This is a genomic window from Aggregatibacter segnis ATCC 33393 (assembly GCF_000185305.1).
Classification (GTDB): Bacteria; Pseudomonadota; Gammaproteobacteria; order Enterobacterales; family Pasteurellaceae; genus Aggregatibacter; species Aggregatibacter segnis.
The window spans coordinates 952,935-977,853 of record NZ_GL622200.1 but is presented as its reverse complement, the minus strand read 5'-3'; the positions used below and the strand labels follow the sequence as shown (position 1 = coordinate 977,853).

The window sequence follows — 24,919 nt, the reverse complement described above, 5'->3', positions numbered from 1 at the left end:
ATAAACGAGTATGTATTCTTTCATTCGTAAAGGGATTTTTTCCCTTGATCCTGAAGATGCCCATAATTTAGTGATAAAAGCCCTTGGCTTAGCGGCATATCCACCATTTCATTTTCTCTTAAAACAACTTCTAAATTGCCCACAAGGCACGCCGAAAACCGTCATGGGCATTGAATTTAAAAATCCTATCGGTTTGGCAGCAGGTGCAGATAAAAACGCTGAAGCGATTGATGGCTTTGGTGCCATGGGGTTTGGTTTCATTGAAGTGGGCACAGTGACGCCATTGGCTCAAGAGGGGAATGCCAAACCACGCCAGTTTCGTTTAGTCGAAGCAGAAGGCATCATTAATCGTAATGGCTTTAATAATTATGGTATCGATCAGCTGATTGAAAATGTCAAAAAATCGCACTATGACGGCGTGTTGGGGATCAACATCGGTAAAAATAAACTGACGCCTTTAGAGCAAGGGAAAGATGATTATCTGATTTGTTTGAATAAAGCCTATAACTATGCCGGTTATATCACCGTGAATATTTCTTCGCCTAATACGCCGGATTTGCGTCAGTTACAATATGGTGATTATTTTGATGATTTGTTGAGAAGTATTAAATCCCGTCAAAAAGAACTGGCTTCACAGTACGGCAAATATGTGCCGATTGCGGTAAAAATCGCCCCAGATTTGACGGAAAGCGAGTTAATTCAAATTGCCGATACCTTGATGCGTCATAAAATGGATGGTGTGATTGCCACTAATACAACCATTTCTCGCGACAACGTCACAAATCTTCAAAATGCTGAACAGCAGGGTGGATTAAGCGGGAAGCCATTGCAACATAAAAGTACTGCTATCATTGCTCGCTTGCACCAAGAACTAAAAGGGCAAATTCCGATTATTGGCAGCGGTGGCATTGACGGCGTACAAAATGCTCAAGAGAAAATCCAAGCCGGTGCCGAGCTTTTACAAGTGTATTCCGGGTTGATTTATCACGGCCCGAAATTGGTGAAAGAGTTGGTTCAAGCGATTAAATAAGGAAAAGCATGCTCAAATACGATCTACATTGCCACAGTACAGCCTCTGACGGTATTTTGACACCGACGGAAGTGGTTTTGCGCGCCCATGAAAAAGGCGTGAATGTGCTGGCCTTGACGGATCATGATACCGTGGCCGGAGTTGCTGAGGCTCGACAACAGGCAGAGTCCTTGCGCATGAGGCTGATTAATGGCGTGGAAATTTCCACGTTATGGGAAAATCGCTCCATTCATATTGTGGCTTTAGGGGTTGATATTTCACATGAAAAAATGACCGCACTTTTAGCAGAGCAAGCGAAATTACGCGAGATTCGAGCTCAGGAAATCGGGGCGAAATTAGAAAAAATTGGTGTAGAAAATGCCTACGCAGAGGCAAAAAAATTAGCCGGCAATGGCGAAGTGACCCGAGCGCATTATGCCCGTCATTTAGTACAAATCGGCAAAGTCTCTAATGATGGTCAAGCCTTTAAACGTTATTTGGGGCAGGGGAAGTCTGCTTATGTCAAGTCACAGTGGGTTGATATTCCAACGACCATTGATATCATCCATCAAGCCGGTGGGCTTGCCGTGTTTGCCCATCCGTTGCGTTATACTATGACCATGAAATGGGTGCGAAAACTGACAGAGAGTTTTAAAGCCTGGGGCGGCGATGCCATTGAAATTTCCGGTTGTGGACAAAGTCGCGACCAGTATCAATTATTGGTAAAACTCGCGGAAGAACATCAACTTGCCGGCTCTATGGGGTCTGATTTCCATTTTCCTTGTGCCTGGGTGGAGTTAGGCAGACTTGCACCGTTGCCGGAGCATATTCCTTTTGTTTTAGACATAAAAAATGACCTTGCTTAATTGCAAGGTCACGTAAAACGAAAACGTACTTAAAAACGACCGCACTTTTACGGTTTTGTCTTACATAAATCCAGCTGAGTAATAAATTGCGTTGAGTTTATCCATTTCTGATGCCTTTTGGAAAAAAGTAGTTGACCTACTTGAAGATAGTTAGCAATATAGCGGGCAATTTTATACGAGTTAATCGAAATTAGGTAATAATAATGACAAAATCCTTGGTTATTGTGGAGTCGCCGGCGAAGGCGAAAACCATTAATAAATATTTAGGAAACAATTATGTAGTGAAATCCAGCGTGGGCCATATTCGTGATTTGCCAACGGTGGGTTCTGCGACCGGAGAGAAAGCCAAACCTATTTCCACCAAAGGTCTTAGTGCGGAAGAAAAGCAAGCGATAAAACAACAAAAAGAACAAGATGCTTTAGTCAAACGCATGGGGATCGACCCATATCACAGTTGGAAAGCCAACTATCAGATTTTACCCGGTAAAGAAAAAGTCGTTGCTGAACTAAAATCCCTCGCCAAAAAAGCCGATCATATTTATCTCGCCACCGACTTGGATAGAGAAGGAGAGGCTATTGCCTGGCATTTACGCGAGGTAATTGGCGGCGATGATGAACGTTATAGTCGCGTTGTCTTTAATGAAATTACCAAAAACGCCATTAAACAAGCCTTTGAACATCCTGAAAATTTAAACATGGATAGGGTGAATGCGCAGCAAACGCGCCGTTTCTTAGATCGTGTTGTCGGTTTTATGGTGTCACCGTTGCTTTGGAAAAAAGTGGCGCGTGGGTTATCTGCCGGCCGTGTGCAATCGGTCGCCGTGAAATTGATTGTAGAACGTGAGCGTGAGATTAAGGCGTTTGTGCCGCAAGAATATTGGGAAGTTTCCGTTCTTACTAACACACCGAAAGGTGATGAAATTCAGTTAGATGTTGCGCAATTTAAAGGCAAAAAATTTGAACCGAAAAATGCGGAACAAGCACAAAGTGCGGTGGATTTTTTAACTAAATCCGATTATGTCATTTCTGATTTAGAAACCAAACCGACCAGCTCTCGACCAAGAGCGCCTTTTATTACTTCTACGCTACAACAAACGGCAAGTACCCGTTTGGGCTTTGGTGTGAAGAAAACCATGATGTTGGCACAACGTTTATATGAAGCGGGCTACATCACTTATATGCGTACGGACTCCACCAATTTAAGCCAAGACGCGTTAAATATGGTGCGCGGTTATATTGAAAAACATTACGGACACGCTTATTTACCGGAAAAACCGAATTTTTACTCCAGTAAAGACAATGCACAAGAAGCCCACGAGGCTATTCGACCATCCGATATCCATGTTGGATTAAATGAATTAGTCGGTATGGAAAAAGATGCCGTGCGTTTATATGATTTAATTTGGCGTCAATTTGTGGCATGTCAAATGCCGGCTGCGCAATATGACAGCACAACATTAACGGTGATAGCAGGGGATTATACGTTAACGGCCAAAGGACGTATTTTACGTTTTGACGGTTGGACAAAAGTATTGCCGCAACAAAGTAAATCTGCTGAAGATCAAGCGCTACCGGATGTTTCTGTCAACAGCAAACTCAATTTGTCTGCAGTGCAGCCACAACAATATTTCACTAAGCCACCGGCACGTTTTTCAGAAGCTGCATTAGTGAAAGAGTTGGAAAAACGTGGTATTGGCCGACCTTCTACCTATGCTGCCATTATTTCTACGATTCAGGAACGTGGTTATGTGCGTACAGAAAATCGTCGTTTTTATGCGGAAAAAATGGGCGAAATTGTGACCGATCGCTTAAATCAGTCTTTTGCTGATTTGATGAGCTATGATTTCACTGCCAATATGGAAGATGTATTAGACCAAATCGCGTCCGGTGAGAAAAATTGGAAAACCGAATTAAATCAATTCTTCAAAGATTTCTCAACACAATTGACTAAGGCAGAATTAGACGAATTAGAAGGCGGAATGCGTCCGAATAATTTGGTCGAAACAGATATTGTTTGTCCAACTTGCGGACGCAATATGGCTATTAGAACGGCTAGCACGGGCGTCTTCTTAGGCTGCACCGGCTATTCTTTACCGCCGAAAGAACGTTGTAAAACCACTATTAATTTGATTCCGGAAGCGGAATTGTTAAATGTGTTGGATGATGCGTCGGAAACGAAAGCGCTGATGGAACGTAAGCGTTGTCAGAAATGTGGTACCGCGATGGATAGTTACATTATCGATCCACATCGCAAATTGCATATTTGCGGTAATAACCCAAATTGCGAGGGCTATTTAGTCGAAGAGGGTAAATTTAAGATTAAAGGCTATGACGGCCCGGTTGTCGAATGTGATAAGTGCGGTGGCGATATGCACCTCAAATTAGGACGTTTTGGTAAATACATGGGCTGTACGCAATGTGATAACACTCGTAAAATTTTGAAAAATGGTGAAGTTGCACCACCAAAAGAAGACCCGATTCCTTTCCCCGAATTAAAATGTGAAAAATCGGATGCTTATTTTGTATTACGCGATGGTGCCAGTGGCGTGTTTATGTCCGCGCATAATTTCCCGAAATCTCGCGAAACTCGCGCCCCGAAAGTGGCAGAATTGGCGTTGTATCGTGAGCGTTTACCGGAGAAATTGCGCTACTTAGCCGATGCACCACAAGTCGATCCAGAGGGGAATGAGGCAATTATTCGCTTTAGCCGTAAGGAAAAACGTCAATATGTTACCTCTGAAAAGAATGGCAAAGCCACGAAATGGATTGTGGATTTTGTTGATGGAAAATGGATAGAGCGGAAAAAGTAATTTTTTTTCTTCGAAGTTTAAAAGTGCGGTTGAAAAAATATTTAAATTTTAGACCGCACTTTTCTTATTAAAAAACCACCTGTAAAGGTGGTTTTTGTTTTATCAGAATACCCATAATTTTTCTGCAATAAGAAAAAATCATTAAGCTGAAAGAGATTAAATTAATTCTCCTCTTTCTTTGATGGCTTAATAGCTAATAAATTGCAGTTTAGTTTGCTAATGACATGTTCCGCGGTATTCCCTAAAAATGCGGCAGAAAGCCCCGTTCTACCAATGGTGCCTAAAATCACGAGTTCAGCTTCTATTTTTTTAGCAACTTGTGGAATAACATCTTCAGGGAAACCTTCAACCACGTGGGTATGATCGTCATTAATACCGTATTTTTGGCGCAATGCCTTCATATTAATTAAATATTGTCCACGTAAACCGTTATTGTATTCACTAGAACTAAACTCAGGTAAATCTATAGCCATATTAATTGGCGTTGGCGGATAAGCGGTAACAAGATGGATATTGCCGCGATCTAAAGATGCCGCTAAATCCATACTTAATGAGACTAATTCATCATTAAACGAGCTATGCGCTTCATTTTCATCATCAGATACGTTGACTGCAACCAAAACCCGGCGTTGGTGTTTCCAATCGCCATCTTTCACTACAAGAATAGGTACCGGACATTTGCGCAGTAATTGCCAGTCAACCGGTGTCACGATTAATGATGTCAGGCTTTCTTCCGCTTTAGTATATTTGACTACCAAATCATATCCTTGATTTTCTACTTCAGTAGCAATGGCTTCTGCCTCATTGCTGTTCCAAACAACGGTTGTAGCAAATTCAATTCCATCAGAAGCATATTTTTCAATGTAGGGCTGGATGGCTAATTTACGTTGTTCAATGACATTTTTATGCATTTCTGAGCGTTCCTCTGAAGAAAGTAACGCCGACATTTCATAAGATAAATCGTAAATTGCGAGGAAAAGGGTTATTTTTACTGGGGATTGACTTTTTTGCTCTTGCGCCAAACGAACAGCTCTAGCAAGGGCATATTGTTTGTCATTTTCAGGATTTAAAACCACCAGTATGTTATTGAATTTCATGTACAACCTCCATTTATTGGTTATAAATAGGGTAGAACATTCTTGAATAAATGACAAGGAGAGAGACTTAAAAAGGCATCCGGCACAATTTTATGCGCCGGAAAGGGAGGTGTTAGATAACCATTTTGATTTTGGTTTTATTAGTACCGGATAATTCGATTAATTCGGCCATATTGTTAATCGTAATGTATTTTCCTTGCACAGACAAAACACCTAGCTTTTGGAAACGGCCAAGTAAACGACTGATTGTTTCAACGGTGAGACCAAGATAATTGCCAATATCACCACGTGTCATCGTTAAACGGAATTCTCGAGCGGAAAAGCCGCGTGCAGAATAGCGTTGCGATAAATTATAAATAAAAGCGGCAAGGCGTTCTTCAGCATTCATTTTTGAGAGTAATAAAATCATTTCTTGATCACTTTTAATTTCATTACTCATTAAACGCATAATTTGTTGGCGTAATTTCGGCATTTTGCCGGATAAATCATCCAAAATATCAAATGGAATTTCGCACACCATAGCGGTTTCTAGTGCTTGAGCAAAACTTGGATGTTGCATATTCATAATCGCATCAAAACCGACTAAATCTCCCGGTAAATGAAAAGAAGTAATTTGTTCTTCACCGGTTTCACTAATTGTGTAAGATTTAATTGTACCAGAGCGAATAGCGTAGAGTGATGTAAGCTCATCACCCGCTTTAAAAAGCACTTGAGATTTCTGGATAGGTTTTTTACGTTCAATGATATTATCTAATTGATCTAATTCATGTTCATTTAAAGTAAAAGGAATACATAGCTGACTAATGCTACAATTTTGACAATGGATTGCGCATCCACCAGATTGAACTCGACGTCCTAATTTTGTTTCAGTCGGTAAAATTTTCATTTATTCCCCAAATTCCAGAAAAATGGAAAAGAATCGTGTAAAATTGATCTATCTCAATAATACCACTAAATTATTAATTTAAAAAGTACAAACATTGGTGAGGAAGTATGGCTGCTGAAAAACTAACTAAGAAACGCTTAATTCAAATTTTACTGGTGCTAGTCATTCTACTTATTGCGTTTTTTTATCGTACATTTCATTATGAAAGCAACCAACAATCTCAATATCCTTCTCAATATCCTTCAAAAACACCTGAAAAAAGCACCGCACTTTTAGACAAAAGTAGCTAGATTTTGATATAAAAAAAGGCTAAATCGATAATGACTTAGCCTTTTTCATCAGACTTAATTAGTTGTTTGTTGTTAATGCGCCTAAATCTTTATCAACTAAGAACAAACCTTTACCATCTTCACCAAGAAGATTTAATTTATCCAAAATTCCACTGAATAATTTTTCTTCTTCATGTTGTTCAGCCACATACCATTGTAAGAAGTTAAAGGCAGAGTAGTCTTTCTCTTCAAAAGTTCTACCAACTAATTCATTGATTTTAGAAGTAATTAACTTTTCATGTTCATAAGTTAATTCAAGTACTTGTTTCAATGATGAAAATTGATGAGGTGGTTCATCAATTTGTGTGATGATAGCCAAAGCACCGGTCTCATTTAAATAAGTGAAGAGTTTACGCATATGCTGCATTTCTTCAGCCGCATGCTCTGATAAAAATTTTGCAGCTCCCTCGAAACCTTGTTGTTCGCACCAGGCGCTCATTTGTAAATATAAGTTAGAAGAATAAAACTCTAAATTCATTTGATCATTTAATAGTTTAATCACGCTATTTGATAACATTTTATTTCTCCTATTCTTATAAAGTTTTTAATTCACGATCAATGTAGTAGAGCGCTGTGCCACTTTCACCAAGAAGTTTGAATTTATCAACAATACTGTTAAATAATTTTTCTTCTTCATGCTGTTCAGCCACATACCATTGTAAGAAGTTAAAAGTAGAGTAATCCTTTTCTGCAAAAGTACTCTCAACTAACTCATTAATTTTAGATGTCACTAGTTTTTCGTGTTCAAGTGTTGTTTCAAAAACTTCTTTTAATGAAGCGTAATCGTGTTTAGGGGCGTCAATTTTACCTAACAAAGGCATTCCACTGGTTTCGCTCACATAAGTAAACAACTTTTGCATATGTTCCAATTCTTCATCGGCATGGCGAAGTAAAAATGCTGCAGCGCCTTCATAACCATGTTTATAGCACCATGCACTCATTTGCAAATAGACATTTGATGAATAGAACTCGAGATTAATTTGTTCGTTTAATTTTGCTGTAATTGACTTACTTAGCATAACTAACTCCTTTCCTTAATACGGTTAATAGATGTATCACAATACAAAATTTGTATTTGCGGATGAATTTTACTCATATTATTGAGAATTGTCAATTTTATTTTATTGATTTTTAGTGTAACCCATTAATTTAAAAGGGTTTTATAAATAAAATCATTCTCATTTGGTTACATTTAATGAAATGAGTTATCAATATCGCCTTTGCTCAAATTCTCTAGAGAAATGATGAGGTGTTGGAAAGAGAATCATAGATTTCCAAAGTTTTTTTCTCTCACTTATTAAATCCAAAATACTGGATAAATAAAAAACATGAAAATTTAATGTTTTTTATAGAATTACGAATCAAAGCGATATAGCTTCAAAGTAGGTTATCTTTAATATCTGAATGTGACAAATATTATTTATTATTTAACATAATATACATTATAAGAAATTGGTTATGGGGTAAGTGAAAGCTACGGATTAACAAGATCACAGACTTATACACAAGTCACTCTTACTAGTAAAACTAGATGAAAACTGATTTTTGCATGATATGTAACAAATATAAAAATGAAGTTATGGACTTTAAGTTTGAAATGTAAATATTTATTCAACCAAAAGTAAGAGTCGGAAAATCATAGTATATTTCCTATTTTTTTCTGTATTCCTTCGTTTTTACGCCTTACTTTATTGGAAAGTAATTTTTATGAAAGGGATGAAATTTAGGGATAGATTGCGCTACGTGAAATCTAGAGTTTTTCTCAGGGGGTATTTTGCCAGATTTTCAAAATACATAAATAAAAAACACGCTGAATTTTCATCCAGCGTATTTTCATTATTTAATATTTAGTGACGTTGTCTCTTTTCTTCTATTGAAAAAACATTAAAAAATTTGACCGCACTTTCTAATCAATTATCTTATTGCCATATTCATAAACTTTTTGTAATAAAGTCAGTTTTTCTTCATCGTTCTCATTTTGTGTAGCTAATTCTTGAAGGCTTTGCTCAAATCTCAAAACTTCGGCTTCTAATTTTTTCCGGCGATATTTTTGCCATTTAATTTGTTCAGCTCGGTTTAATGTGCGATAAAAATGTCTCGCACGATAATGAAACAACAATTGAGGGATTCTTGGGTCTTGAAAACTCAGATTATGTTCAGCGAGCTTTTCGGGCTCCAAAGTGCGTAAAATCGCCATATTGTTTTTATCTGCATCACTAAAAAAGCCATTATAAAGTTCAGTTTCAACATTATCAGATGCTTCAAACTCGCGATCTTGCTGAAAAATATCCATGACTTTTTGACGAACATCCTTAGATGCCAACAAACGCTGTTGATTTTTCTCGCATAACGCTCGATTAATCCCTAAACGTTCAGCGTTTTGCGGTAATAAGGTTTTTTCCGGTGCTAGAATGGAGCATTTATTGATATGAATGAGCTTTAACGGAACAGGAAGCACACCGGCCTCTAATAACGTTTCTTTCTTCGTATAAAGATTTTCACGTAACTCCTCTGCCGATTTTGTCAGTAGGTCATCAATGTTGGCCGTTAAATCACACACTATGACCGCATTTTTATTTGTTGGGTGCCAAGCTAAAGGGGCAATTAATGTCGTATTCCCGCGGTAATTTCCTAACATTCCCGACACATGAACTAACGGCGTCATTTCTGCGGTATTAATGAGTTTTTCAATCTCTTTTTTTCCACGATTTTCAAAGAAATATTGAAATAACTTCGGCTGTTTTTGCTTAATTAATTTTGCCATTTCGATAGTAGCATACACATCGGACATGGCGTCATGCGCATTGGTATGCTCTATCCCATTTGCTTTCGTCAGTTTTTCCAAATGAAAACTCGGCATGCCGTCATCATCCAAAGGCCACTCAATGCCATTGGGACGCAAGGCATAACACGCACGCACTAAATCCAATAAATCCCAACGGGAATTACCGTTTTTCCAGCTATATTCATAAGGATCAATAAAATTACGATAAAAGGTATAGCGTGTCATTTCATCGTCATAACGAATATTATTAAAGCCCATAACACAGGTATTTGGTTGGCTGAATTCCTGTAAAATTCGAGCGGCAAAATCCGGTTCCGGTAGGCCTTTTTCATTACACTCCTGTGGGGTAATGCCTGTCACTAACACCGCTTCCGGCGCGGGTAAATAATCGTTGGTTTGCTTGCAATACAACACAACGGGCTCGCCGATAATATTAAAATCGGCATCTGTACGAATACCCCCAAATTGCGCCGGGCGATCGGTTGCCGGATTGACACCAAAACTTTCATAGTCATAAATAAAAAAGCTGAAATCGTTTTTTGCCATCATTTTTCTCAAATTTAAGCCAAGAGTTTATCTAGATAATACAAACAGAAAATTGCACACAAGCTGAATACAATGCCTAACCAGTTAACTTTGCTGATTTTTTCTTTAAAAATTAATGCGCCGGTAATCGTACCTAAACAAATCACTCCAATGTTCATGCCGGCAAAAACTAATGTCGGATTCGAGCCAAAACTCTGGTGAGCTTTAATATAAAACAGAATATTGAAGAAATTTAGCACCCCTAAAATAATGCCGCCCACAAAACTTGCGACATTCCATTGAGTTCGTTTGAATAACAAGTAAATAAACATAATGCAGGCAGCCAAGGAAAACGCAATGAATAGCGTCGTTGGGAAGATGCCCCCGCTTTTTGCTATTTGTTTAAACAAAATATCGATGATGCCATAGCCAAACCACACACCGACTAAGCCCAAAATACCTCGAAAATCGACCGCACTTTGTTGATTAGGTTTACTTAAAAGACAAAACAACCCGACAAATGCCAACACAATACCAATTGCTTTTGATTGGCTTAAGGTTTCGTGAAAGATTAAAAACGCAGCGAGAATGGGTAAAAATAATGATAGGCGTTGCGCCGCATCAGAACGTACAATTCCGGCAAATTCCACGGCTTTGGACATAATAATAAACACGCTTGGTAATAAAATACCCAATGCTAAGAAAATCGGCGTATTTTCGCTTTGTGCGATAAAGTCAGTAAATTCAAGCCCTTTGAAATCCGGTTTTAATAAAAACCAACTAAGTGACAACGCCACAATATAGTTAAAGGCAATAGCTTGCTGAATAACGATATTGCGTTTACGAGCAACTTTTAATAATACAGACACCGCAACACTACAGAGAACGGCGATAATGAGATTGTGCATAGCTAATTTTCCTTATTAAATTATTCTTCAAAAAAATCACGATCAATTTCACAAAGCTCAATAGTTTGTTTCACATAAACGCCAACTTTATGTTTAACCATTAGATTACACAATTGATCACCATTGATTAGTATAATGACTAAATTCTGTATGTTCTTTGCATAATTAATAGCTTCTTTCGAGAAATCAGATGTTGTAATAAAAACTGCTTTTTGTGTAGGTTTATCAGAGATTGCACCTACAAATTTTTGTATTTCAGGTCGTGAAACATTATCTTTCCAGCGTTTTGCTTGAATATAAATTTTACTTAAACCGAGCTCATCTTCACTAATAATTCCATCGATTCCTTCATCAGCCCCTTTAGCTGTTAAAGATGTATAATTGCTAGTTCCATATCCCATTTTGTTTAGCAATTGCAAAACTAAATTTTCAAAAAATCTAGGATCTTTATTTGCGATTTCGTCTAATAAATTACTTTTTAATGCTGCTGTTAGTTCAAGGTAGATATCATCAATTCTTTCATTAGGTGTTTTTTCTTGAGATGTGGATTTAGCATCCTTTTTATCCTTTGGCTTAGACTTACTTTCTTTACCATGTACTTCCTGATACCAATTCTCAAATAGTTTCTCATCCTTAGCAATTGAAAACCCCAATTCTGTTATTTGATAAATGCCACGGGATATTCTCAATAAAAGTTTCTGTCTTTCAGGTATATTATTTAGTGTAGATAAATAGGTAATTGCCCAATCTACTCTATTTTTATAAAGTGCTTGTCCTGATTTTATTCGTTCACTTATTTGTTGTTCGGTTAAAGAAAAGTACTTTACTATGAATTGATATACATCACTACGAGAGTATTCTTTCCGATCAGAAAATAATCTTAAAATAGGAAACATCATTTCTTTATATGTTTGCATATTTATTCCTTAACAAAAAATGCGGTCAAAAAACACTTCATTTTTTAACCGCACTTTTTATTTATTAAACTACTCTGTTGCTCCGAATCCGCGTAATCCGACCACATGAACGTGTTCGTGATTACCGGAGATTTTACGCACCAGTTTATAGGTGGTGCCTTTTTCCGGGCTAATGTTTTCCGGTGCAGCAATCAGTAGTTGCATATCTAGGCGTTCGCATAGCTCAAACAAAGTAGAAATGGATTTCGCATCCAAACGCGCCGCTTCATCTAGGAATAATAAACGGCACGGCACGATGTCTTTGCCGCGAATACGACGGCTTTCTTCTTCCCAGCTTTGTACCACCATTAAGAGGATGGACATACCGGTACCAATAGCTTCCCCGGTGGATAATGCGCCGCTTTCTGCGCGCAACCAGCCATCTGCGCCACGATAAACTTCCACTTCTAAGTCAAGATAATTACGATAATCCAATAACTCTTCACCGATAGTTTGCGCAGTGCGTTGCCCTACATCGATATGCGGGTTGAGACGTTGATATAGCTTCGCAATGGCCTCGGAGAAAGTCATGCGGTTGTCGCTGAACAGATCTTGATAATCCGACTGATTACCGGATAACGCATCCAACAACATGGCATGCGTATCACGAATATTCACCACTAAACGCACTGATTTCACCTGACCAAAGGCGATATTTTGTAGGCCTTGGTTTAGCATACGAATGCGATTTTGTTCACGTTGAATGGTTTTACGCATGATATTCGCCACACTTTCAGAACTGATCGCCAATTTTTGTTCACGGCCGGTCAATTCTTCCGTTAAGCGGGAAAGCTCGATTTCCATTTGTTCAATTGCATCAATCGGGTCATCGGTTTTCAGAATATCCTGACGAATACGTTCGCGCAGATGTTGATATACGGCGATAAAGAACCGCACTTTATTTTCCGGTTTACGGCTATCTTCCGACAAGCGTAAGGCATCACGCAGATATTCGTTGTCAGCAACTGCTGTACGCAACGCACCTAACGCTTTATCCGACATGGAACGCAATTCATCTGCGGATAAATAGGCCAATTCACGACGATTTAAACGTTTTTCTACATCAGAATTACGGGATAAACGAAGCACCACACACCAACTCATTTTCGCCGCCGTCACCAACTCACGCTGGGTTTTATAATCACGTTCTGCTTTACGAATACGACGAGTCAGATTTTCCGCTTCGCTTTCAATAAGGGTGAGTTGTTTTTCAATATAAGAACGGCGTTGGCGATTAGTAGAAAGTTGTTGATATAACTCGTCACGACGAATTTTGGCACGTTCTTCCGCTCCTTCATCAGCACGCACACCCAATTCACCAATTTCTTGCATCAATTCCTGCAACATTTGATTTTTACTGTTGAAAGAACTTTGCAATTGAATCAACACTTGATTGTACTGAGCATATTGCGCTTGAACTTGACGTAATTGTTCGCGCTGAATTTCACGTTGTTGCTGCATTTGTTCTAAACGCGCGCGTAACTGTTCATTTAATTCAGAGGTTTCCGTTTGTACGCTTTCCGCATAATTGAAATGCGCTTTGCGTTGCACCACATCCGCCAAGGCAAAGACTTTTTGTTGCACTTGTTTTTGTAGCTGAATGGCTTGTTCATAATCGGCTTTTAAGTGCTCGTAATTTTCTGGGTCGCTTTGTAACGTGTTAGCAATCGGTTCTAATTGTGACAACGTGACTCCGTGCTGACGGATAAATAATTCATCCTGCTCTGCCAAATCTAATTGCTCACGGCATTCTTCAATGCGATCAGTTAAGCTATCATCAGCCAATAATGGCAATTGCGGAATTAATTTATTCAACAACTGCATTCTTTCTTTCGCCTCATCTAAACGAAGACGAATTTGTTGCTCGCCGATCACCAATTGATTAAGCTCGCGCTCAATTTCATTGCGTTGTTGATTGGTCTTCGCCATCACTTGTTCTGGATTGGCTTGGAATGCCAAGGCTAAATGCAGACCAACAAACTGGCTAAAATGCTCATGTAAACGCTGGCATTTTTGCACATCAAAAGCACGTTGTGCGTACTGCTCCGCCACTTCTTCACGTTTAGCCTGTAATTCTTCTAAATGTTTTTCACGAGCCGCACGGCCGAATAACGGAATTTCAGGGAATTTGGAATAACGCAATTCACGATCGGACACCTGAACAACTACACCAAGCTCTAACTCTTGCGCGGAAAGTACGCTGTCGTCAAATGCTGCCGGATCGCCCTCGATTAAATACAAATCTTCCGGGCAATCTTCCAAATTAGCGAGTTGCTCTTTCACCGCATTCAAATCACGCACCACAATAGCGTGGCGTGCCGGGCCGTATAAGGCGGAGAAATAAGGCGCGTCTTCGATCGGCACATCATCGTATAATTCAGACAGCAACACGCCACCGAAACGTTCTGCCAGCACATTCAAACGGGCATCTTCCGAACCATCCGGCTGACTTAAACGGCTAATTTGCTCGTCTAATTGCTGACGTTGAAGTTCCAGCTGGTCGCGCTCCATGGTCAATTCGCGCTCTTTGGTCAGCTGTGATTGCATGAAATTCATCACATCCTGACTGTCTGCGAATTCTTCTCCACTCTGCTCCTGCAAGCGTTCCAATGCCGCTTGAGCGGTTAACCAAGCCGGCGCTTTACGTGCGTTTTCATCATAAAGTGCGGTTAAGTTTTCACGTTTTTGACGTAGCGTTGAACGTTGCTCAACTAAATCAGAAAGTTCGGCAGATAAATCCTCAATTAAGACTTCTTGATCGCCATAAAACGCTTCTAATTCATCCGCCGTTTCTAAGCTTTGATTCGCACGTTGATTAAAATCATTTAATAATCTCACCGCACTTTGTTGTTGATTTAAGCGCTGCTCTAACTCATGTAACTTAGCATGCAATTGCGGCGTTTGTTGTGCTTGGAGTTTTTGTGTCGGATATTCGCGTAATAATTCTTTTGCACTTTCCCATGCGGCAGAACGAGGCACTTCTCCAGCAATTTTACAAACCAACTGATAGGCTTTATCAAATTGCGTTTTCGCCGCCTCGGAAATAGACATTTTTTGCTCTAGTTCAAGCACGTTATCTGTCAACACTTCCGCTTGCGCTTCAAATTCTTCGTGATATGCCTCCACGTTTTTTACCGATAAATCGGCTAATCCACACAACGTCTTGGCTTTTTCTAAGGCTTGAATGGCTTGCTGATATTGCAATGCACGGGTTTGTTGTGCATCAAGCGCTTGCTGATAATCTGCTAATTGGGAACGCAAGTTGTCAACTTCTTGTTCTGTTTGTTCAAATTGCGCCTGACTTTCTTCCAGTTGCTCGTTAGCAGTTTCAACCACCATTTTCTGCTCTTCCAAGCGTTCGGTCAGTTCACTGACATCTTCTTGATAACGAGAGATTTTTTCCTGATGACGTAACGCATTTAACACCAAATTCAGGTGATCAAGCGCACTTTGGTGATCCACTTCCAGGATTCTTTCACTTTCGGCTAACTCAGCGGCTTCACGGCTTAATTCAACTAAACGATGTTGTGATAAATTCTGTTCAGACTTGGCTTTATACCACTCCTGACGGAAATTTAATGCGGTTTCAATGTTGCCACGACGCTCGTTGGCATTTCGCATATAATCCGCCGCCACATAATTAGTCGATTCGGTGATTAAATGTTTAAATAAATCGCGATCCGCTTGGGTGACTTTAATCGCTTCCAACGTCATGCGGTTTTCACGCAAAGCGCTTTCCATGTCTTGGAAGGCTTTTTTCACACCAAGATTTTCCGGCAATAAGTAATCACGCAAGGAACGGGTAATGGCACTGGAAATACCGCCGTATAAAGAGGCTTCGATAAGTTTATAGAATTTGCTGCGGTCGGAAGAAGAACGTAAGCGTTTTGGAATAATCCCCAAATCAAACATCATGCCATGGTAATCTGTGATGGAATGATATTGTTTAAATTGCGCGCCGCCCTGCTCAACTTTGTCTTTTAGTTCATTTAAGGTCAGTACGCGCGCTTGACGTTCGTTAATGGTTTCGGTGAAAAGTGCGGTCGGATTGACAGACAATTCTACGCCTTGAATAGAAAAGGTTTTTAAATCCACTTTTTTATCACGGCCTGCCACTTGCTGCAGACGTACACCCGCAATAATCCGTTGATGACGGGAGTTGATGGTATCCAACGCCGCGTAACACACGCCCGGACGCAATTTACCGTGCAAACCTTTATCACGCGAACCGCTTGTGGCACCGGCTTCCGTGGTGTTACGGAAGTGCAATAAGGTTAAGTCCGGAATCAACGCTGTCACAAATCCGGCCATGGTCGTAGATTTACCGGCACCGTTACCACCTGAAAGTGTGGTCACCAATTCGTCTAAATCAAAGGTACGGGCAAAGAAACCGTTCCAGTTGATGAGCGTTAAAGAACGGAACTTACCGCGTTCTACCCCACTGTTTTGATTAAAGATGACCGGCGCTACATCAGAGGATGCAATATCCATTACTTCATTTTCCAGAGATAATTCTTCAGTCATTATTCTTGTTCCTCTTCTACGAATTCGTCTTCAACGTCAGTATCGTTTTCAGTGCTTTCTGTATCGCGTTGTAATGCTGCTTTTTCAGCTTGTAAAGATTGTGGCGTTGCCGCTTCACCATCGCGAATTAAGCGTAATTGTGCTTCAATCGGATCATCACCGGCACGCACTTCTGCGCCGAAACGGAATACCGATTCAGAAATGGTAAACTTGCCACTATTCGGTTCACCTACGGTATAAATCATGCCTAAACGGCGCAAACGACCGATTGCCGCACGCACTTTTTCTGCTAATTTTTGTTTATCCAAATCGGAACCACTGGAACGTTGATTCACCGCTTTCAGTAACTTGCCTTCATCCGCTAAATTCAGCAATTCGTCATACACTTCCTGAGTACTAAAAATACCTTGTTGAGCTAGTCGCTCCGGGCTTAAATACAAATAACACAACACCTTACCCACTAACATTTCCAATTCAGTTAACACAGAACGGGCAATGAGTGTTGTCGCTTTCGGGCGTAAATAGAAAAAACCTTCCGGCGCACGAATCAGTTCGACGTTATAGCGACGATAGAACAGATCCAGTTCCGTTTGAAAATCAAGTAAAAAAGCGTGGTTATCTAAATGTTCTGTGCCGATATGTTTACCGGAACGCAACTGGCTGTCCACAGCAGGAAATAACGGGTTGGCAATGGCAGCTGCCAATTTCGGTGAAATTACATCTTGAAGGTTGTCTGTCATTATTTTTTTCTCTAACTGAATTGCTCTGTTATTGTCTTATTCGTGCGATAGCGAAATACGACTCAAAAAACGCGTGGATTTTCGACCGCACTTTTAATATTTATCAATGATATGCGCCTGAACTTCTGCGCCGTAATCGTTAATTTCTGTCCAATGCGGATAGATACCTGCCAAGTCATCGCCTGCAATACCTAAACGCACAGCCTGATCCACGATAATTCGCGCTACATCAAAATGTTGTATCAATGGATAATTTTCTAATTGTTGCTTCAACACTAAACTTAAATTAATCGGACGATTTTGTTCGCGGTAATCAATTAATAAGCCTTGCATGTGTTCGACGATTTTTTCGCGAATATCGGCTAAAGATTCAAATTGTAATTCTTCCGGCAATTCGCCCAAGGCATCTTCTTCGCGTAGTGCTAATTCCTCATCGCGCAAATCAACTAAACGCTCTGCTTGCGCTGTCCACAAGAACCAAGGGTTGTCGAAATAATGATGAATAGAATTGCGTAAACGTTGGGAAAAGACGCGATTTTTATCCATATCAATGGCGGTACGGATAAATTTATGCACGTGGCGGTCGTAGCCGATCCACAAATCGATAGCTTGTTGTCCCCAACTGATAATGCGGTCTAGCTTAGCTTGCAAATCAATGATTAATTGTTCGATAAAATACAATTCTTGGCGACCGATCACACAATCTTGAATGCGTAATAATTGCGCCTGTAATTTGTCACCGGCCGCATTTAAGGTGTCTTGGAGTTCCCGTAAATTGCCGGAGGTTTCATCTAATAATTGTTCACAGCTGGAAATTGCTGCTTGCCAATCTTTGGTTAACAGGGCGGCGATATCTTCTTTAATGCTTTGTTGATTTTCATCCATCACGCGTTGTGACAAGTCAATGCTGTCAAAAATTTCTGCAACGGAATATTTTAATGGTGCAAAAACACTACGACGCCAATAATGCTCATCGCCGTCTTCTTCAGCGGCATCAGAAGCACGTTGGATTTCATCAGCAACAATGGAAAGTTGAACGGAAAGACGTAAGGCAGAAAATTCACGTTGACGAATGTAATAATCGGATACACCAACCCCCAACGGCGTTAAGCGATAAATCGCTAAACCTTCGGTAAATTCACTGCTAAAACGGTTAAGAAAACGTTGTTTAACCAGTTCATTAATTGCATTATTAGCACGAACGGCAATTGTTTCTTGAGATTGTTCAAAGGCGGTGGAAATGTGGCGGAAAATATCGACTAAATCAGCTTCTAACATTTCGCCGTCAAAACGTTCATTATTATAAACGGCAATCGCCAGTAAAAATGCCAAACGCTCTGTCGGCAAATTTAAGGAAAACTCACGTTCTTTCGCCCAGGAGACCAGTTCGGGAATGGTTTGTGATGTGTCAAGCATGAGGGATCTCACAACAGGTTAATTTCAACAAAAAATTGTGGGAATTATACAGGAATTTGCCTTTTCTAACAGCTTGAAAATGGAAAGTGCGGTCAAAAAAACAATGGTTTTTCGGATAAAACTTATCTTTAGATTAACCTGCAACTTTTTTGATTAATTCATTCATACCCTCTTCATCATAGCCTTCTTCATATTGCATATCCTCTACGAAATCTCTCAATACTTTGCTATTTAACGCGGTACAACCGTATTTTTCCAATTTGCTTTTGGTAAAGCTGGAACGATACGCAGAGGAGATATTATTGAGGCTTATCACGCCGATGGTGGCTCGATTGCAAGGCACTTTATTGACGAACACCAAATTGTATCCTGATTCGCGGATATAGCCGGTTTTATTGATAGCCGCACTAAACATTTCGTCACGCACGAGTTTATTGGTGTTCTTCACAAAAATATTGCGCTTTCCTGTTTGGATATAGGTGGAAGAGATATTAGAAAGACGTTTAATTTCCGCGTTATTTAAAGAATATTTAGCTAGCTTCACCAAATCCATCACGCTGGACACATTACTGTTAGATAAACCTGAACTGTCGCTAAAATGAGTTGAGGTCATACCAAGCGCTCTCGCCTTATCATTCATTTTTTTTATGAATTGTTGACGGCTCATACCGGCTGAACGGGACAAAGCATGTGCAGCATAATTATCAGAATGCACCAACATCGCTTTCAATAATTCGTTGCAAGAAATGGGTGTGTATCTAGGCAATTTTGTGCTTGTGCCTTTGATGTGGTCCGCATCTTCTGCAGTAATTGAGGCTGTGCAACGGGCATTTTTGTTATGTTCCAAAAACACATTTGCCGTCATTAATTTTGTTACAGAAGCAATGGGACGCACGCTATGAGGTGAGCTACTTTCCAATATTTTATTGTGGGTAAAGTCATACACAACATAAGATTGTGCAACGGCAACCGTTGGTAGTAAAAATAATAAAGGCAAGGTTTTTGATAACATAGGATGATTCAAAGAAGTAAGCAACGGCGCTATTTTAGCAGTTTTTCAAGGTGAGATTAAATAAAAAAACCACCCTCAACAGAAGGTGGTTTTTGTCTTTATATATTCGTTATTTAAATTACCAAGCGTAGCTATAACCTAACACGGCTTTCGCACCGGAACGGGTACCTTTACTGCCTAGAGAATGTTCTAAACGAAGATCGGCATGAATAGCGTGATTACCAAATGGTACATTGAGACCTGCACCGCCTTCTAACCAAGTGCGGGCATCATTTTCGCCATATTTTTTATCACCGATTAAAACAGATTTTGCGGACATAAAATCATGCCATACGTTTGCAACAAAATACACGGTTGGGTTACGTTGGAAGTCTTTACTGTGACTTAAACGCACACCGATACGTCCACGTAAATTGTTGTCCGTACCTTGTTCAACACGGCGATCTGCATCGTGATAGAACGATTGAAGTTTCAAGCGTTGGTAAACCAATTGGGTTTGTGGTTCAAGGCGCCAGTTGGAATTACCCAATGCAAAGCTGTGACCACCTTCAACGGATAACGCACCGCTCCAACCATGTTGTCTTACTTCCGGATTAGATACAAAGTTGTATTTGTTCGTTAAGTAAGAGAATTGCGCCACTGTGTCCACATAGGCATTATTTGGTGCACGGTATAAGTGATATACACCGATATTTGCCGCAGTAGTTTTACCTTTACCGATATATTTATCTGCAATAAGCTCACCGTGTTCAGCACGATATTGGTCGTAGAAACGGCTGTCTGCACGAGAATACGCAAAATATACACCACTTAGAGATTGTGGCAGACCATTTTGCATTTCGCTACGGTTAAAGTCGTAACCTACTTGTGCGATATATTGTGAGCTGTCAACGTCTAAACGGGTACGACCCTCGGTTTCTAAACGTTTACCGGAAACTCGCGCCCACACGGCAGAATTTGGTGATTGTCTGATTTCACCACGGCGTTGATGTAAGGTATCCAACACGCTATAGCCTAATTCCATATTGACACGAGGCATTTGGATATACGCAGTGGCCGGTTCGATATAAATATCATGACCAAGTACTTTTAATGTCCAAGCATAAGTTGTGCCATTTTTCTTGGCTAACTGCGCTTCATCCGCATTTCTGGTTTTTGCTGTACCCTCAAAGATAGCTTCACTATTAGGATCATCCATCTTAATCATATCTGCAGAAAAAATATTTTCCCGCGCCTGACGAAGTACATCCCCTTCAATGAAACCATTGCGAGTTGAAACAATAGTGCGACCTGTTGCTTTACCTTTAATATGTAATGTATCAGAACTACTATTGTTATTATTCCAAGTCGTTTTTACGATTAATTTACCGCCATCAGAATGATAGTCGCCTTCCACGGTAAGGGTTTTATTTGCGTTTTCAGAGGTAAGATCAAGCGTACCTTTATTATTAAGGTTGGTTACTGTTGCATTAAAGTTATTTAACTCAAATGTCCCTTTCTCACCGATATCAACATTACTTTTAACGGAAGCGTCGCCAAAAGCATTATCTCTACCAACTTTTAATGTACCGTTAGTAATATTTACATTAGAATTAACACCACTCATGTTTCTTGGTGCAAATAAAGTGGTGCCACTACCTCTTTGAACAAAGTCTACAATCTTAGTAGTAGGCGAAGCTGAAGTCATTTCAGGGGTAAAGTTAAAATTATCTGTTTGTGCGAAATCAAATTTGACTTTTTGAGGATTCTCTTCAAGTTTAATTTTTTCTACATCAAACGTACCTGCTTTGTTGTTATCACCAATTTGGATGTTGGTTGTACCATTTCCTACTCTTAATGTCCCCGCAGTAAGTTGACCTTCATCTGCAACTAATACATTAACAGTGTTGGTTTTAGAGCTCCAATCACTGGCGGCAACACGGATTTCGGCATTTTTCGGGTACTGAAGCAATGAACCTTTACCTGTGACTGAAATTACCGTATTGGTGACATCTTCCGGGGTATCACGAAGCCATCCCCAAAAGTGAGGTGTCGGTTCAGTTCCTTCGAATTCACCGATTACCTGCCCACCATTGGAAACATATAAATTACCATTACCAAAGTTACCGATATTCATTGGATTATTGGCATTACTGTTTACAACGAGTTTACTGCCTTGCCCGTCAACGACAACAGTTCCTTTAGACTGGCGATGGTTGGCTATATGTAATGTACCTTGTATATTTACAACAGAGCCTCCATCAATTCTAAGATTGCCTTCATTACCAGTACCAGTACCAACTTGAATTAAGCCGTTAACCGTATCCGGATTGACTTTTCCAAGGGTTTCCGGAATTCCGTCATTAGTCCCAGACCAAGTAACACTTGCATTTGCTGCTAATGGGGCAGCTAATAAAAGTAATGTTAATTTATTAAGTTTGAACTTCATAGTTTTCTCTCGTCCTTTTGTTGTTGTATATATCATTGTTGATTTTATCACTCTTAGATCAGGTAAACAAATCAGCAACACGTATTGTAAGGAATTTATAAAAGTTCTTAATAAAAAAACCACCTTCAACAGAAGGTGGTTTTTGTTTTTATATATTCGTTATTTGAATTACCAAGCGTAACTATAACCTAATACAGCTTTCGCACCGGAACGGTTACCTTTATTGCCTAGAGAATGTTCTAAACGAAGATCAGCATGAATAGCATGGTTACCGAATGGTACATTTAAACCTGCACCGCCTTCCAACCAAGTGCGGGCATCATTTTCGTTATATTTGGTGTCACCGATTAAGACAGATTTTGCAGTAATAAAATCATGCCATACGTTTGCAACAAAATACACGGTTGGGTTACGTTGGAAGTCTTTACTGTGACTTAAACGCACACCGATACGTCCACGTAAATTGTTGTCCGTACCTTGTTCAACACGGCGGTCTGCATCGTGATAGAACGATTGAAGTTTCAAGCGTTGGTAAACCAATTGGGTTTGTGGTTCAAGGCGCCAGTTGGAATTACCCAATGCAAAGCTGTGACCACCTTCAACGGATAACGCACCGCTCCAACCATGTTGTCTTACTTCCGGATTAGATACAAAGTTATATTTGTTCGTTAAGTAAGAGAATTGCGCCACGGTGTCCACATAGGCATTATTTGGTGCACGGTATAAGTGATATACACCGATGTTTGCTGCTGTTGTTTTACCTTTACCGGTATATTTATCAGCAGCCACAACGCCGTTTTCAGCACGATATTGGTCGTAGAAACGGCTATCTGCACGAGAATACGCAAAATATACACCACTTAGAGATTGTGGCAGACCATTTTGCATTTCGCTACGGTTAAAGTCGTAACCTACTTGTGCGATATATTGTGAGCTGTCAACGTCTAAACGGGTACGACCCTCAGTTTCTAAACGTTTACCGGAAACTCGCGCCCAAACGGCAGAATTTGGTGATTGGCTAATTTCACCACGACGTTGGTGTAAGGTATCCAACACGCTATAGCCTAATTCCATATTGACACGAGGCATTTGAATATAAGCGGTAGCAGGCTCAATATAAATATTTTGACCAAGTGCTTTTAAGGTCCATGCATAAGTATTCGCATCTTTTTTAGTTAATTGTGCTTCACTAGCATTGGTTGTTTTCGCTGTGCCGGTAAAGGTACCTGAATGATTTGCATCAGCAACTTTAACTACATCTGCAGAATAAATATCTTGATTCGTTTGACGAACTACATCACCTTCGATGAAACCTGTAGAGGTTGACACAACAGTGTTCCCTGTTGCTGTTCCTTTAATATCTAGCACATCAGAAGAGCTATTAGCATTATTCCAAATTGTTTTCACTAATAGTTTTCCGTCGCCACTGTAATCTCCATAAACAGTAAGTTTTTTATCTGCATTATCTGAAGTAAGATCAAGCGTACCTTGATTGTTAATGGTGCTAACAGAGGCATTAAAATTGTTTAACGCTAATGTACCTTTCTCACCAATATTCACTTCAGTGGTAACAGAATCGTTACCGAATGCATTATCTCTACCGAATGCATTATCTCTACCGACTTTTAATGTACCATCAGTAATGTCTACATTTGAATTCACGTTATTCATACCTATTGGAGCAAATAAAGTTGTGCCAGAACCACTTTGTATGAAATTAACATGAGATTCTTTCAGTGAACGATGCGTGTGGATAATAGGGGTAAAATTCAACATATCATTTTGGTCAAAGGTGAATTTTACATCTGCACTACCAATAGTAAAACGTTTAACATCTAGCGTTCCACCTTTACTTTTGTTCCCGATTTGGATATTGGCTGTGCCAGATTCTAATTGCAACACACCTGCGCTGAGTTTACCACCATTAGAAATCAACAAATCGAGGGTTGTTGCCTTATGACCTCCACCCACTACACGAATTAAGGAGTTTTTATGATAAGAAAGTTCCGAACCTTCACCATCAATAACAATTTTAGTGTCAATCGCTGTTCGAGCCGTTCCATTATGAAGAAACCATCCCCAAAAGTGAGGAGCGTTAGGATTACCATGAAATGTTGAGGTCACCTTTCCGCCCTCTAAAATAGAGAGATTCGCATTACTATAGTTACCAACATTTAACTCCCCCCCTACATTTAATTCACTTCCAGCACCAGTGACAGTAAATTTAGCACCGAAACCGTCATTGTTTTGATTCCCAATATACACTGTACCTGTAGAGTTTAATTTGGAACCATTGTCGATGGTCATTTCACCCTTGGTTTGCCCGCTAGGGTTTGTTTTAGCCCCTTCCGAAATCGATAAAGGCCCATTTATAGTGTGCTCTTGATTATCGGTTATATTTGTAGCCAGATTAGAAGGAAGAAGATTATGTTCACTTCCGTTATGAGAAATACCTGCATGAGCAATAAGCGGAGCTGATAATAAAACTAATGTAAGTTTATTAAGTTTGAATTCTATTTTATCCTCGTCTTTAATTAAAAAAGGTCCTAAATTCTAGCACGCCATGCACCCCAATACAAATCAAAGGAGTGTTTCGGAAAAAAACTGACATAAAACTCACCGCACTTT

General features: G+C 39.8%; 17 protein-coding genes. 4 read left to right on the top strand and 13 right to left on the bottom strand.

All coding sequences use genetic code 11. The features are described 5' to 3' along the window. Positions 1–10: 10 nt before the first annotated feature. From pyrD to topA, 3 genes are all read left to right on the top strand, one after another. Entirely contained in the window at positions 11–1,030 is a 1,020-nt protein-coding gene (pyrD, locus tag HMPREF9064_RS04890; protein WP_006718220.1) for a quinone-dependent dihydroorotate dehydrogenase, read from the top strand. Positions 1,031–1,038: 8 nt separating this feature from the next. Continuing rightward, positions 1,039–1,875, top strand: coding sequence for a PHP domain-containing protein (locus HMPREF9064_RS04895; RefSeq protein ID WP_006718218.1), 837 nt, complete (start codon positions 1,039–1,041; stop codon positions 1,873–1,875). A gap of 203 nt (positions 1,876–2,078) precedes the next feature. Continuing rightward, positions 2,079–4,685: a type I DNA topoisomerase gene (gene topA, locus HMPREF9064_RS04900; RefSeq protein WP_006718217.1), complete on the top strand. Its 2,607-nt coding sequence runs from the start codon at positions 2,079–2,081 to the stop codon at positions 4,683–4,685. A gap of 161 nt (positions 4,686–4,846) precedes the next feature. Here the strand turns inward: topA and uspE are convergent, their stop codons facing one another. Both uspE and HMPREF9064_RS04910 read right to left on the bottom strand, forming a co-directional pair. Then, complete coding sequence (gene uspE, locus HMPREF9064_RS04905; protein ID WP_006718215.1) at positions 4,847–5,782, bottom strand: universal stress protein UspE; 936 nt, start codon at positions 5,780–5,782, stop codon at positions 4,847–4,849. 112 nt (positions 5,783–5,894) lie between these two features. Then, positions 5,895–6,668 carry an FNR family transcription factor gene (locus tag HMPREF9064_RS04910; protein WP_006718213.1) on the bottom strand — a complete coding sequence of 258 codons (774 nt, stop codon included), beginning with the start codon at positions 6,666–6,668 and terminating at the stop codon, positions 5,895–5,897. Positions 6,669–6,775: 107 nt separating this feature from the next. On the opposite strand from HMPREF9064_RS04910, the gene HMPREF9064_RS04915 reads away from it, so the two are divergent. After that, positions 6,776–6,958, top strand: coding sequence for a hypothetical protein (locus HMPREF9064_RS04915; RefSeq protein WP_006718211.1), 183 nt, complete (start codon positions 6,776–6,778; stop codon positions 6,956–6,958). A 58-nt stretch (positions 6,959–7,016) separates the two neighbouring features. On the opposite strand, the gene ftnA (HMPREF9064_RS04920) is transcribed toward HMPREF9064_RS04915, so the two are convergent. The 11 genes from ftnA (HMPREF9064_RS04920) to HMPREF9064_RS04970 form a co-directional block, all read right to left on the bottom strand. Continuing rightward, positions 7,017–7,514 carry a non-heme ferritin gene (gene ftnA / locus HMPREF9064_RS04920; protein WP_003686798.1) on the bottom strand — a complete coding sequence of 166 codons (498 nt, stop codon included), beginning with the start codon at positions 7,512–7,514 and terminating at the stop codon, positions 7,017–7,019. A gap of 16 nt (positions 7,515–7,530) precedes the next feature. Then, positions 7,531–8,016, bottom strand: coding sequence for a non-heme ferritin (ftnA, locus tag HMPREF9064_RS04925; RefSeq protein WP_006718205.1), 486 nt, complete (start codon positions 8,014–8,016; stop codon positions 7,531–7,533). A gap of 887 nt (positions 8,017–8,903) precedes the next feature. After that, the gene (gene sbcB, locus HMPREF9064_RS04930) at positions 8,904–10,328 is read right to left on the bottom strand and encodes an exodeoxyribonuclease I (protein ID WP_197712326.1); all 1,425 of its coding nucleotides are present in this window, start codon (positions 10,326–10,328) and stop codon (positions 8,904–8,906) included. A 14-nt stretch (positions 10,329–10,342) separates the two neighbouring features. Beyond that, positions 10,343–11,215, bottom strand: coding sequence for a DMT family transporter (locus HMPREF9064_RS04935; RefSeq protein ID WP_006718201.1), 873 nt, complete (start codon positions 11,213–11,215; stop codon positions 10,343–10,345). A gap of 20 nt (positions 11,216–11,235) precedes the next feature. After that, a complete protein-coding gene (locus HMPREF9064_RS04940; protein WP_006718199.1) occupies positions 11,236–12,132 on the bottom strand; it encodes a restriction endonuclease in 897 nt (298 codons plus the stop codon). Positions 12,133–12,201: 69 nt separating this feature from the next. After that, positions 12,202–16,695 carry a chromosome partition protein MukB gene (gene mukB / locus HMPREF9064_RS04945; RefSeq protein ID WP_006718197.1) on the bottom strand — a complete coding sequence of 1,498 codons (4,494 nt, stop codon included), beginning with the start codon at positions 16,693–16,695 and terminating at the stop codon, positions 12,202–12,204. Beyond that, the gene (mukE, locus tag HMPREF9064_RS04950; RefSeq protein WP_006718195.1) at positions 16,695–17,435 is read right to left on the bottom strand and encodes a chromosome partition protein MukE; all 741 of its coding nucleotides are present in this window, start codon (positions 17,433–17,435) and stop codon (positions 16,695–16,697) included. Before mukE ends, mukB begins: the two co-directional genes overlap by 1 nt. Positions 17,436–17,528: 93 nt before the next feature. Further along, a complete protein-coding gene (gene mukF, locus HMPREF9064_RS04955; RefSeq protein WP_006718191.1) occupies positions 17,529–18,851 on the bottom strand; it encodes a chromosome partition protein MukF in 1,323 nt (440 codons plus the stop codon). Between the two features lie 133 nt (positions 18,852–18,984). Beyond that, positions 18,985–19,863, bottom strand: coding sequence for a D-alanyl-D-alanine carboxypeptidase family protein (locus tag HMPREF9064_RS04960; RefSeq protein ID WP_006718189.1), 879 nt, complete (start codon positions 19,861–19,863; stop codon positions 18,985–18,987). Between the two features lie 118 nt (positions 19,864–19,981). Next, positions 19,982–22,291 (bottom strand): autotransporter family protein, encoded by a 2,310-nt coding sequence (locus HMPREF9064_RS04965; RefSeq protein ID WP_032997874.1) that lies wholly within the window; start codon positions 22,289–22,291, stop codon positions 19,982–19,984. A gap of 168 nt (positions 22,292–22,459) precedes the next feature. Beyond that, positions 22,460–24,598, bottom strand: coding sequence for an autotransporter family protein (locus HMPREF9064_RS04970; RefSeq protein WP_006718185.1), 2,139 nt, complete (start codon positions 24,596–24,598; stop codon positions 22,460–22,462). Between the last annotated feature and the right edge of the window lie 321 nt (positions 24,599–24,919).